General features: G+C 57.5%; 9 protein-coding genes and 1 tRNA gene. 7 read left to right on the plus strand and 3 right to left on the minus strand.

Going from position 1 to position 12,898, the window contains the following annotated elements:
- Positions 1-235 precede the first annotated feature (235 nt).
- Positions 236-1,426, minus strand: coding sequence for a DUF6538 domain-containing protein (locus tag ACR0B7_RS20545; protein ID WP_170486513.1), 1,191 nt, complete (start codon positions 1,424-1,426; stop codon positions 236-238).
- 63 nt (positions 1,427-1,489) lie between these two features.
- Positions 1,490-1,576: transfer RNA gene (locus tag ACR0B7_RS20550), tRNA-Leu, on the minus strand.
- A 197-nt stretch (positions 1,577-1,773) separates the two neighbouring features.
- Between ACR0B7_RS20550 and ACR0B7_RS20555 the strand changes: the two genes are divergently transcribed.
- Positions 1,774-2,757 carry a complex I NDUFA9 subunit family protein gene (locus ACR0B7_RS20555; protein WP_170486514.1) on the plus strand — a complete coding sequence of 328 codons (984 nt, stop codon included), beginning with the start codon at positions 1,774-1,776 and terminating at the stop codon, positions 2,755-2,757.
- Here the strand turns inward: ACR0B7_RS20555 and ACR0B7_RS20560 are convergent, their stop codons facing one another.
- Positions 2,758-3,561 carry an undecaprenyl-diphosphate phosphatase gene (locus ACR0B7_RS20560; protein ID WP_170486515.1) on the minus strand — a complete coding sequence of 268 codons (804 nt, stop codon included), beginning with the start codon at positions 3,559-3,561 and terminating at the stop codon, positions 2,758-2,760.
- Between the two features lie 230 nt (positions 3,562-3,791).
- Here ACR0B7_RS20560 and ACR0B7_RS20565 point away from each other — a divergent pair, with 230 nt between their 5' ends.
- The 6 genes from ACR0B7_RS20565 (at position 3,792) to fzlA (ending at position 12,847) form a co-directional block, all read left to right on the plus strand.
- The gene (locus ACR0B7_RS20565; RefSeq protein WP_170486516.1) at positions 3,792-5,225 is read left to right on the plus strand and encodes an NAD(P)-dependent oxidoreductase; all 1,434 of its coding nucleotides are present in this window, start codon (positions 3,792-3,794) and stop codon (positions 5,223-5,225) included.
- A 23-nt stretch (positions 5,226-5,248) separates the two neighbouring features.
- Entirely contained in the window at positions 5,249-5,686 is a 438-nt protein-coding gene (locus ACR0B7_RS20570; protein ID WP_170486517.1) for a GFA family protein, read from the plus strand.
- Positions 5,683-10,215, plus strand: coding sequence for a glutamate synthase large subunit (gene gltB, locus ACR0B7_RS20575; protein ID WP_170577048.1), 4,533 nt, complete (start codon positions 5,683-5,685; stop codon positions 10,213-10,215). Before ACR0B7_RS20570 ends, gltB begins: the two co-directional genes overlap by 4 nt.
- 183 nt (positions 10,216-10,398) lie before the next feature.
- Positions 10,399-11,349, plus strand: coding sequence for a Hint domain-containing protein (locus ACR0B7_RS20580; RefSeq protein ID WP_170486519.1), 951 nt, complete (start codon positions 10,399-10,401; stop codon positions 11,347-11,349).
- Between the two features lie 39 nt (positions 11,350-11,388).
- Positions 11,389-12,123 carry a monofunctional biosynthetic peptidoglycan transglycosylase gene (mtgA, locus tag ACR0B7_RS20585; RefSeq protein WP_170486520.1) on the plus strand — a complete coding sequence of 245 codons (735 nt, stop codon included), beginning with the start codon at positions 11,389-11,391 and terminating at the stop codon, positions 12,121-12,123.
- Between the two features lie 58 nt (positions 12,124-12,181).
- Positions 12,182-12,847 carry an FtsZ-binding protein FzlA gene (gene fzlA / locus ACR0B7_RS20590; RefSeq protein ID WP_170486521.1) on the plus strand — a complete coding sequence of 222 codons (666 nt, stop codon included), beginning with the start codon at positions 12,182-12,184 and terminating at the stop codon, positions 12,845-12,847.
- Positions 12,848-12,898: the final 51 nt, after the last annotated feature.

Here is a 12,898-nt window from a genome sequence, read left to right on the forward strand (position 1 = left end):
ACCCCTTCTTTTACTGAGACAATCATAGGTCACGATGCCTGTAACGGGAGCAGAACCAAGAGACACAGCTTCTCCTGGGCACCAAATCCCCCCGATAACATATTGATTGTCCTCAGTTTACTTGTGGTAACTGCGCGGGTGTAGGACATGGCGAGTCACTCTTGGCCTAACTGAGTACTGCCGATCAAATTAAACTGCTGGATAAGAAGGCTAAGCTCATCTTCGAAAGAAGCAACTAGCTCTGCTCCAGTGTGATCTGAAGCAACCAATTGGCTAGGACCGATATCGGATAGCCTCTACCATACGCCTGTCCGACGCCTTCAGTCTGCCAACCGCCAATCTGATCCACGACATCCGAAGGGCATTCAACTGCCCTAAGCCGGTCCCGCATGGAATGGCGAAAGCTATGCATCGTCCCCTTCGACGACGTGAGTGCTTTCAGCCACTTATTCAACGCAGCGCTCGCCGAGTTTGCATTGGTCTGTTCGCCCTTGTTGTATCTAGGAAAGGCGAATGGACTGTCTGCGGTGTTCTCACGAACCCTATTGGCGGCCCAAAGCGCTTCTCCGACTAAAGGAACCTCGCGGATGCTGCCAGATGTCTTTAGTCTCCGCCATGGATGCTCCCTAATAACCAAATGTGGGATCGGGTCATCAAGCCTGATGTCTTCTTTCAGAAGTCCGGTTGCTTCTGCAAGACGCATCCCTGTGTCGGACACTAACGCGACCAGCCAGCGCAGATCGTCGTCCAGTTTGCGGCACTCCGCCTGAACTGTGTGGATAGCATCTAGCGGCAGCGGTTCTCGGCCTTCTACTCCAGCGTTCCGGTCGTAATAGACCTTCCCAAACGGGTTGGATAAGTCGATGCCAACTTCACTAGCTGCGAAATTGATTACCGACCGGACAGTTCCGAAAACACGTGTAATGCTGCTGCCCGCGAGACCGCGCTTGATTAGGTCATCGCGGAACGCATTTGCATTGGCCTTTGTGTAGGACGTGATGTCCATATCCCCGCACACATCAATGACGTAGCCGCAGGACCGCTCCGCTGCTCTGTGGAAGGTGACAGGGCGCCCTTGTCCTTTGAGCTTAAGGTAGATCGATACTGCCTCTGAGAGCATTGTACCGGCCACATCAGGCGTAGCGGCTTTGGCTCCACCAAGCGCGGTATGTCCGTGGTGCGCCATGCGTAACAAGTGTTTACCGGGAAGGGCAACGTCACGAATTCGAAGATGATACCAGTACTCGTCGAGTTGTTGTGCGGCTTTTGTCGCCCTTGAAGCTGCGACCGTTGATGACCGCGTCTTGAGAGAGAACGATATCTTACTGGCTGAGTAGTGCCTCAGAAGGTCTCGTGGGACTCGCCGTTCGAAATAGTAGATGCCGTTCTTAGTGAACGAAAAGGGGACCGAAATGTCATACGCCATGTCCTACACCCGCGCAGTTACCACAAGTAAACTGAGGACAATCAATATGTTATCGGGGGGATTTGGTGCCCAGGAGAGGACTCGAACCTCCACGTCCATACGGACACTAGCACCTGAAGCTAGCGCGTCTACCAATTCCGCCACCTGGGCAGGTGTCGTGGAGGGGCGTTTAAGCCTACTGGCCGTGGGCGTCAACCAGATTCGGGAAGTTTTTTGAAAGTTTTTTGACTAACGTCCGAGGTCGACGGAACTGGGCCTCGATTTCCGAAATGCGCGGCGTTATTGCGCCTTGTTTGCTTGGGCTTTGAGGGGTAGATCGTGTTAGACCCATCAGCAGGAGCCCTCGCATGTCCAAACTGGTCACGATTTATGGCGGATCCGGATTTGTTGGCCGATACGTCGCCCGGCGTATGGCGGGTGAAGGGTGGCGTGTCAGGGTTGCGGTTCGGCGACCAAATGAGGCCATGTTCGTCAAGACATACGGTGTTGTGGGCCAGGTTGAGCCCATTCTGTGCAATATCCGCGATGACGCCTCGGTTGCGCTGGCGATGCAGGGCGCAGATGCAGTGGTCAACTGCGTCGGCGTGCTGAACGAGCTGGGCAAGAATGAGTTCGACGCAGTGCAGGCCGATGGTGCCGAGCGTATTGCGCGGCTGGCTGCGCAGCAGGGGGTCGCGCAGATGGTGCATATCTCTGCAATCGGTGCGGATGCAGAGTCGGACAGCCAGTATTCTCGAACCAAGGCGCAGGGTGAGGCCGCAGTTCTGGCACATATGCCGGGCGCGGTTATCTTGCGCCCTTCGGTCATTTTCGGGACCGAAGATCAGTTCTTCAACCGTTTTGCGGGCATGACGCGGATGAGCCCGTTCCTGCCTTTGGTGGGCGCAGGGACAAAATTCCAACCTGTTTTCGTGGACGACGTGGCCAAAGCCGCCGTGACAGGTGTTCAGGGGCAGGCTCCGGCTGGGGTGTATGAACTGGGCGGGCCAGAGGTAAAGACTTTCCGGGCATTGATGCAGCAAATGCTCGACGTGATTCACCGCCGTCGGGTCATTATCGGAATGCCATTCTGGGCAGCGCGGATCATGGCCGGCGTTCTGGACATCGTGAAATTCGTCAGTTTCCAGCTTTTCCCAAACAACATCCTGACCCGTGATCAGCTTAAGAACCTGCGGCGCGACAATGTTGTATCTGAAGGTACAATGGGATTTTCTGATCTGGGTATTGAGCCGACCACTTTGGAATCGGTGTTGCCTGAATACTTGTGGAAATTCCGCCCCTCGGGTCAGTATGACGACATTCAGAATTCGGCGAAGAACCTGAAGATCTGATCAGCTATAGGCGATGATCAGCAATGCTGCGCCCAGTACGACACGATAGATCACGTAGGGCGTGAAGCTGACGCTTCGCAACAGGCGCATCATCAAGGTCAGGGCCAGCAGCGCCGAAATAAATGAAAAGAAGGCGGCGATAGCCCCGTCAATGGCCAGTTGCGCATCGGCCTCGCGGATCACATCGACCGACAGCAAGGTTCCTGATGCCAGAATTGTCGGGATCGACATCAGCATGGCGATCCGTGCGCCGTCCTCTCTGGTATAACCCAAGTGCCGCGCGCCCGTGATGGTGATCCCTGACCGCGACGTACCCGGTATAAGCGCCAATACTTGCCAAAGGCCCATGATGGCTGCGTCTCTGATGCCCCAGTCTCCGGCCTTTTTTGTTTGCGGCCCCTTTTGATCCATCCAATAGAGCAACAGACCAAATCCCAGCATCGTCCACCCGATTACTGCAATCGAGCGCAGCGATTGGCTTAGGCCGGTTTTGAACAGGATGGCACCGACGATGATGGTTGGAATCGTCGCGATGATAAGGCCCATGGCCAGACGCGCCTCGGCAGAATCGGTGCGCCCGGTCAAGGCGCGAGGCAGGCCAGAGGCGGCCTGCTTCACCTCGGACCAGAAATACAGAACCACCGCGCCCAGCGTGCCGACATGTACCGCAACGTCAATGGCCAACCCCTGATCGTCCAAGCCGGTCAAGCTGGGCAAAAGGATCAGATGTCCAGAGGATGAGATCGGCAAAAATTCGGTTATACCCTGAATGATTGCTGCGAGAATCAGTTGAAAAAGGCTCATTTACCTGCCCGTGCCGCCGTCACGTATTCATTGCGACCAATGGGTATAAGTGTGGTGCCGAAAAGAAAAGCGCGCAATTAGGTCCGAATCGGAACTAAAAAGATAAAGTTTTTTCATTTGACTGGCCGATCCTGAGGATATTTTTCAAAGTAGGTCAGTATAATTGACTTTTCATCTGATCATGTATCTCTTAAAGAAGCTCGACCAAGCCAATTCATGGAGTCTGACCCGTGGCCAAGCAACCGATGCTGAAATTTGTGCAAGTCGATCGCGCCATGCCCGAAAAGCGCGCCGCGGACGCGCGCAAGGAAGACTTTGACGAAATCTACTCGGAATTTGCCTCGGCCAAGGCCGAAGAGCAGGCCAGCCGCTGCAGCCAATGCGGTGTGCCGTATTGTCAGTCGCATTGTCCGCTGCACAACAACATACCAGACTGGCTGCGCCTGACCGCGACTGGCCGTTTGGAAGAAGCCTATCAAACCAGCCAGGCCACCAACACTTTCCCCGAGATTTGTGGCCGCATCTGCCCGCAGGATCGTCTGTGCGAAGGGAATTGCGTGATCGAACAGTCCGGCCACGGCACTGTCACGATTGGCACGATCGAGAAGTACATCACCGACACCGCCTGGGACAAAGGTTGGGTGAAACCTGTCGTACCGGGTTCGGAACGCAGCGAAAGCGTAGGCATCATCGGTGCTGGCCCCGGTGGTCTGGCCGCCGCTGACATGCTGCGTCGGTCGGGAATACAGGTCACTGTTTATGATCGTTATGACCGTGCGGGCGGGTTGCTGATGTACGGCATTCCGGGTTTCAAGCTGGAAAAAGACATTGTTCAGCGCCGCAATGATCTGCTGGCCGATGGCGGAGTTGAGTTCGTTTTGAACTGCGATGTCGATGCCGCGAAATTCGACGAAATTCGTGGCAAGCACGACGCGGTGATCATCGCGACGGGCGTCTACAAGTCTCGCGACCTGTCCATGCCGGGCAGCGGTCTGGCCGGGATCGAGAAAGCCATTGATTTCCTGACCGCCTCGAACCGCAAGAGCTTTGGGGATGCTGTCGAGGATTTCGACAATGGCCGCCTGAACGCCGAAGGTAAGAAAGTTGTCGTGATCGGTGGCGGTGATACCGCGATGGATTGCGTTCGCACCTCGATCCGCCAGGGCGCGACCTCGGTCAAATGCCTGTATCGCCGCGACCGTGCCAACATGCCGGGCTCGCAGCGCGAAACGCAGAACGCCGAAGAAGAAGGCGTTGTCTTTGAATGGCTTAGCGCGCCCAAAGGCTTTACCGGAGACGACAAAGTGTCTGGCGTGATGGTGCAGAAAATGCGTCTGGGTCAGCCCGACGCCACCGGTCGCCAAGCCCCTGAGGTGATCGAAGGCGCGGATTATGTCGAAGACGCCGATCTGGTGATCAAGGCGCTGGGGTTCGAGCCCGAAGACCTGCCTACCTTGTTCGGCCAACCAGACCTTCCCGTGACCCGCTGGGGCACCGTCAAGGCTGCGTTCCAGACCGGTGAGACCGAGATGGACGGCGTCTATGCCATCGGTGACATCGTGCGCGGGGCCTCTCTGGTCGTGTGGGCGATCCGTGACGGTCGCGACTGTGCCGATGCGATCATCGATCGATTTAACGCCAAGGCTGCGGTCGCAGCCGAGTAAGCCCAGCGATCAGGAGGGGCAGGATGCCCGAGTTGCAAGGCCAATGCATGTGCGGTGCAGTCACTGTAACCGCGACCCCGGCGCAGGACGCGCTGGGTGCGTGTCATTGCGATCAATGCCGCCGCTGGACCAGTTCGATGTTGATGACCTTTCCGACCGAACCTGGCTATGCCGCGTTGGGACCGGTTAAGACATTCACGTCGTCAGACTGGGCCGAACGAGCATTTTGCAGCGAATGTGGCTCGGCGCTTTGGTATCGGATCACTCTGCCGGGTGAGATGCACGGACATACACAAATGGCGGCTGGCCTGTTCGATAACGCCGCAGGCGGCCCGCTGAAACTAGAACTCTATATCGACAAAAAGCCCGAAGGGTACGCGTTTGTAGGCGAGCGCCGGCAGATGACCAAAGTCGAGGTCGAAGCCATGTACGCCCAACCGCAAGAAGGAGACAGCCAATGATCAAATATGATGCCGATTGGGTGCGCGCCGAAGAAGCCAAACGTCAGTGGATGGCGGAAAACGGTCTCTATTCCGAGGAAGAAGAGCATTCTTCCTGCGGTGTGGGCCTTGTTGTATCCGTTGACGGAAAGCCCTCGCGCAAGGTTGTTGATGCGGGGATCGACGCTCTCAAGGCGATCTGGCACCGCGGTGCCGTGGATGCAGATGGCAAGACCGGCGATGGCGCTGGTATCCACGTGCAGATCCCTGTTCCCTTCTTTTATGACCAGATTCGTCGCACCGGGCATGAGCCCAATCTGGATGAGCTGATCGCGGTTGGTCAGGTCTTTCTGCCACGTACAGATTTTGGCGCGCAGGAAAGCTGCCGGACCATCGTGGAAACCGAAGTCCTGCGCATGGGTTATTACATCTATGGCTGGCGCCACGTGCCCGTCGATGTGACCTGTCTGGGTGAAAAGGCCAACGCAACCCGGCCTGAGATCGAGCAGATCTTGATTTCCAATTCCAAAGGCGTGGACGAAGAAACCTTTGAGCGTGAGCTTTATGTTATCCGTCGCCGCATCGAAAAAGCAGCCTTGGCCGCGGGGATTTCCGGGCTGTACCTGGCCTCGCTGTCGTGCCGCTCGATCATCTATAAAGGCATGATGCTGGCCGAACAGGTTGCGGTTTTCTACCCCGACCTGATGGACGAACGGTTCGAGTCCGCCTTTGCGATTTATCACCAGCGCTATTCGACCAACACCTTCCCACAATGGTGGCTGGCGCAGCCTTTCCGCATGTTGGCCCATAACGGCGAGATCAACACGCTGAAAGGTAACGTAAACTGGATGAAAAGCCATGAGATCCGCATGGCGTCCTCGACCTTTGGCGACTATGCCGAAGATATCAAACCGATCATCGCTGGTGGATCGTCGGATTCGGCCGCATTAGACTCGGTTTTTGAGGTTCTGGTGCGCGCGGGCCGCTCGGCTCCGATGGCGAAAACCATGCTGGTGCCGGAAAGCTGGTCCAAGCAGGCGGTCGAGCTGCCGCAAGCGTGGCGCGACATGTATTCCTACTGCAACTCGGTGATGGAACCGTGGGACGGCCCCGCAGCCTTGGCCATGACAGACGGTCGCTGGGTTTGCGCCGGTCTGGACCGTAACGGTCTGCGCCCCATGCGCTATGTCGTGACGGGCGATGGTCTGGTCATCGCCGGGTCCGAGGCCGGGATGGTGCCGATTGATGAGGCTTCGGTGACGGAAAAAGGCGCGTTGGGTCCGGGTCAGATGCTGGCCGTGGATATGAAGCGCGGCAAGCTCTATCGCGACAAGCAGATCAAGGACAAACTGGCGCGCGCCCTGCCGTTTGGAGAGTGGGTTGGCAAGATCAATGATCTGGATGAATCACTTGCGGGTGTGACCGAAACCGCGAAGTTCAGCGGTGAGGAACTGCGCAAGCGTCAGATCGCGGCAGGATATTCGGTTGAAGAGTTGGAGCAAATCCTCGCGCCGATGGCCGAGGACGGTAAGGAATCCATCGCCTCGATGGGCGACGATACCCCGTCGGCAGTTCTGTCCAAGCAGTACCGCCCGCTCAGCCATTTCTTCCGCCAGAACTTTAGCCAGGTGACCAACCCGCCGATCGACAGCCTGCGTGAATACCGCGTGATGTCGCTGAAGACTCGGTTCGGAAACCTGAAAAACGTGCTGGATGAAGACAGCAGCCAGACCGAGATCATCACCTTGGGCAGCCCCTTTGTCGGCAACGCCCAGTGGGAGAAGCTGGTCGAGACCTTCAACTCACCCCTCGCGGAAATCGACTGTAGCTTTGAGCCCGGTCGCGGTGCTCTGAACGCAGCATTGGCCCGTATCAGAGCCGAAGCAGAAGAAGCCGTGCGTTCGGGCGCTGGCCATCTGGTGCTGTCCGATATGAACTCGGGCGAGGGCCGCGTGGCGATGCCGATGATCTTGGCAACCAGCGCCGTGCATTCGCATCTGACCCGTCAGGGGCTGCGGACTTTCTGCTCGCTGAACGTGCGTTCGGCCGAATGTGTCGATCCGCATTACTTTGCCGTGCTGATCGGGTGTGGCGCGACCGTTGTGAACGCCTATCTCGCCGAGGATTCGCTGGCCGACCGCATTGATCGCGGCCTGCTGGATGGAACGCTGACGGAAAATGTGGCGCGCTATCGCGAGGCAATCGACCAGGGTCTGCTGAAGATCATGGCCAAGATGGGCATCTCGGTGATTTCGTCCTATCGCGGCGGTCTGAACTTTGAGGCCGTTGGCCTCAGCCGTGCGATGGTGGCCGAATACTTCCCCGGAATGACCAGCCGGATTTCCGGCATCGGTGTGACCGGTATTCAGGCCAAGGCCGAGGAAATCCACGCCAAGGGTTGGGACAGCGGTCTGGACGTGTTGCCCATCGGTGGTTTTTACAAGGCCCGTAAATCGGGCGAGACCCACGCGTGGGAAGCGACCTCGATGCATATGATGCAGATGGCCTGTGATCGCGCGTCCTATGAGTTGTGGAAGCAATATTCGGCCAAGATGCAGTCGAACCCGCCGATCCACCTGCGCGACCTGATGGATTTCAAACCGCTGGGCAAGCCGGTGCCGATTGAAGAGGTCGAGTCGATCACCTCGATCCGCAAACGGTTCGTGACCCCGGGCATGTCGCTGGGTGCGTTGTCGCCCGAGGCGCATAAGACGCTGAACGTGGCGATGAACCGGATCGGAGCCAAGTCTGACTCCGGTGAGGGCGGCGAAGATCCGGCGCATTTCGTGCCCGAGCCGAATGGCGACAACCCGTCTGCCAAGATCAAACAGGTGGCCTCGGGCCGGTTCGGTGTGACCGCCGAGTATCTGAACCAGTGTGAAGAGCTTGAGATCAAGGTCGCCCAAGGTGCAAAACCTGGTGAGGGTGGCCAGTTGCCGGGCATGAAGGTGACCGACCTGATCGCGCGTCTGCGGCACTCGACCAAGGGCGTGACGTTGATCTCACCGCCGCCGCACCACGACATCTACTCGATCGAGGATCTGGCCCAGCTGATCTACGACCTGAAACAGATCAATCCGCGCTGCAAGGTGACGGTCAAGCTGGTGGCATCCTCGGGCGTGGGCACGATTGCGGCAGGTGTGGCCAAGGCGAAAGCGGATATTATCCTTATTTCGGGTCACAATGGCGGTACGGGCGCTTCGCCCGCGACCTCGATCAAATATGCCGGTCTACCGTGGGAGATGGGTCTGACCGAGGCGCATCAGGTTCTGGCGATGAACAACCTGCGCGACCGCGTGACCCTACGCACCGATGGCGGGTTGCGCACCGGGCGCGATATCGTGATGGCCGCGATGATGGGGGCCGAGGAATACGGCATCGGCACAGCCGCCCTGATCGCGATGGGCTGTATCATGGTGCGTCAGTGCCAGTCGAACACCTGCCCTGTTGGTGTGTGTACGCAGGACGAATCCCTGCGCGCCAAGTTCACCGGCAATGCGGATAAGGTCGTCAACCTGATCACCTTCTACGCGCAGGAAGTGCGTGAATTGCTGGCCAGCCTCGGTGCGCGCTCGATTGATGAGATCATCGGACGGGCCGATCTGCTGGCACAGGTCAGCCGTGGTTCGGCGCATCTGGACGATCTGGACCTGAACCCGCTGCTGATCACCGTCGATGGTGCGCAGGACATCGTTTATAATCGCCGCAAGGATCGCAACGCGGTGCCTGACACGCTGGATGCCGAGATTGTGCGCGATGCAGCCCGGTTCCTGAAAGATGGTGAGAAGATGCAGCTGTCTTACGCCATCCAGAACACGCACCGGACGGTGGGTACGCGGGTTTCCAGCCATATCGTGCAGAATTTCGGCATGCGGAACACGTTCCAGTCCGACCACTTGCATGTAAAGCTTCAGGGCTCGGCCGGTCAGTCGCTGGGTGCGTTTGCGGCTCCGGGGTTGAAGCTGGAAGTGTCCGGTGACGCCAATGACTATGTTGGCAAGGGTTTGTCTGGCGGCATGGTTATCGTGCGCCCGCCGCAGGTTAGCCCGCTGAAGGCGGATGACAACACGATCATTGGCAACACCGTTCTGTACGGTGCCACCGATGGCCACCTGTTCGCGGCAGGCCGTGCGGGTGAACGGTTTGCGGTGCGGAACTCGGGTGCCAAGGTGGTGATCGAGGGCTGTGGCTCGAACGGGTGCGAATACATGACCGGCGGTGTTGCGGTGATACTCGGGGACATTGGGGCCAACTTTGGCGCAGGCATGACGGGTGGCATGGCCTATCTGTATGATCCCGAAGGCAAGGCGCAGGCGTTGATGAACATGGAAACTCTGGTGACTTGCCCAGTGACTGTGGACCATTGGGAAGCAGAGCTGAAGTCGCTGATCGAGACCCATCACGCCGAGACCCACAGCCGCAAGGCCGCGGACATTCTGCAGCATTGGGATGTAGAAAAAGCCAACTTCCTGCAGGTCTGCCCGAAAGAGATGCTGAACAAGCTCAGCCATCCCTTGACCAACGAGGCAACAGCCGTTCCTGCGGAATAAGCTGCCTGAAATCTGAACAAATAAACCCGCGTGTCATCAAAAACACGCGGGTTTTCCTATTTCTCTGCAATTCCAACGGTTTTCTTGTGTTATCCCTGTATTCGGGCCTAGTTCGGATCATATTGTTTTGAGGGTTTGCAGCCTTGCTGCGGCCCGGCTTTACGAGTTCGCAGGAGCACCTAAATGCCCACGACCTATACAGACCAGTTCTATGTATTTGACCCGGCCAACCCGGATGCAACGGGGACGGTTCCGGGATCAACTCTCACCGTTCAGAAGTTCGACATCGTGGACCAGAACGACAACGGTCTGGTCAATAGGCTGAATGGCGACTCGGTCGACGGATCGGACATCCGATCATCCTTTTTTGACGATGTGGTCACCATTCAGCTGTCGGATGGGACGCAGATCACCTACACGGGCGTGACCTTCTATCTTGCCGATGGCCGCGAGGTCTTTACTCCAACGGACGGGAAGGTTCTGCAGGATGGAACCTTTGTCAGTTCATCGGTCACGGATTTCAGCGATACGGGAAACTCGTTTGGTTCGGTCAGCATAGCCAATGATGATCTGGGGCCGCCGTGTTTTACACCGGGAACCCTTATCGACACTCCGAACGGCCCCCGGCGGATTGAAGTGCTGAAGCCCGGAGATCAGGTAACAACGGCCGACAACGGAGCGCAGCCCTTGCTGTGGGTGGGCAAAACGACTGTGCCGGCCGAGGGAAAACTGGCCCCCATTCGATTTGAGGCCGGGGTCTTGGGCTTGGATCACCCGCTCACCGTATCCCCTCAGCATAGAATGTTGATAGAGGATTGGCGTGCGCCTTTCCTGTTTGGCCATTCCGAAGTTCTGATTGCAGCCCATTGCCTGACCAACGGAACCACGGTCAAACGCGTCGAGGGCGGTCAGGTCGAATATATTCACCTGCTATTTTCACGCCATGAGATCGTTTTTGCCAATGGCGCAAAAACGGAAAGCTACTACCCCGGCCACGCGATTGTGCAGGCGGACAAGGACATTCAAGCTGAGATGCTGACCCTCTTTCCCGAGTTGCGTCGGAGAAACTCGGTTTTGCCAGAAACGGCCCGCCCGGTGGTGCGTCCCCGCGAGGCGCGCACAATCGCCATATAAACCGTTCCAAACTCGCGCTCCGCGTCGTATAGCAACTGCATGGCAAAGAAAGCAGCGCGCAAATCGAGCGGTAAGAAAAGCAAGGCGTCCAAATCCAAGAAAACGATGATCCCACGCGTCCGCCTCTGGGTGGGCCGGATCGTGTTGGCAGCGGTCGCTTTCGTGGTGGCTTTGGTGCTGCTTTATTCTGTGGTCAATCCGCCGATCACACATACGATTTGGTCCGAGTGGCGGCGTTTGGGCAAAGTTGAAAGAGACTGGGTGCCGATCGAAGACATCTCTCCGGTCATGGTGCGGTCTGTTGTGGCGGCTGAGGATGCGAATTTCTGCCTGCATTGGGGCTTTGACGTAGAAGCCATTCGCGATGCGCTTGAAGATGGCGGTACGCGCGGGGCGTCGACGATTACCCAGCAGGTGGTGAAGAATGTCTTTCTTTGGCAGGGGCGAAGCTGGGTCCGCAAAGCGCTGGAGACTTCGATCACTCCGGTCGTTGAAATCTTTTGGAGCAAGCAGCGAATTGTCGAAGTTTACCTGAACGTGGCCGAGACCGGAAATGGGGTTTTTGGCGTAGAGGCGGCAGCCCAGAAAAACTTTAATGTACCAGCTTCGCGCCTTTCTCCGGTGCAAGCCGCCCGTATAGCCGCCATCCTGCCGTCGCCGCGCAACAAGTCGGTCACGGACCCCTCGGTTCGGACGCGCCGCCGCGCTGCTGCGATCCTGGATGGAGCGGCCACCATTCGCGCAGATGGTCGCGCAAATTGTTTCGAGGATTGAAACCCACGGCCTCGCAAGGCTAAAGCAATAGAGTATTCACTGGTTCGATTGGAAGATCATGGCGCGTCTGTTTCACGTTCCCCTGTCCCCTTACTGTCGCAAGGTTCGCCTGTCTCTGGCGGAAAAGAAGATCGAAGTAGAGCTGGTGGAAGAGAGGTACTGGGAAAAAGACCCGGACTTTCTACGCCGAAACCCGGCGGGAAAAGTTCCGGTTCTACGGCTGGACGGAAAGATCATGTCCGAGAGCACGGCCATCTGCGAGTATATCGAAGAAACACGACCGGAACCTGCGCTTTTGCCTAAGGCGCCAGAAGACAGGTACGAGGTTCGGCGTCTGGTTGCGTGGTTTGACGACAAGTTTCACCAGGAGGTCACCTCGAAGCTTTTGTATGAGCGGGTGAACAAGAAGGTTACCGGCGAGGGCTATCCGGACAGCAAGAACGTCAAGGAAGGTGCCAAGGCAATCAAGTATCATCTGGATTACATGGCCTGGCTGTTGGATCATCGCCGCTGGCTGGCCGGAGATCAGATGACGCTAGCGGATTTTGCAGCGGCTGCGCATCTGTCGGCGCTGGATTATATCTCGGACGTGGATTGGAACCGATCGGCGGCGGTGAAGGATTGGTACGCCAAGATCAAGTCACGCCCTGCGTTTCGGTCGATTCTGGCGGATCAGGTGCCGGGTTTCCGGCCACCGCCTCATTACGCTGATCTGGATTTCTGATAGGGTAGCAGGGGGGCTGTCTGCCCCCCATCGCGCGGGGCGCGATTCCCC

It is taken from the genome of Ruegeria sp. BB6, assembly GCF_056539385.1.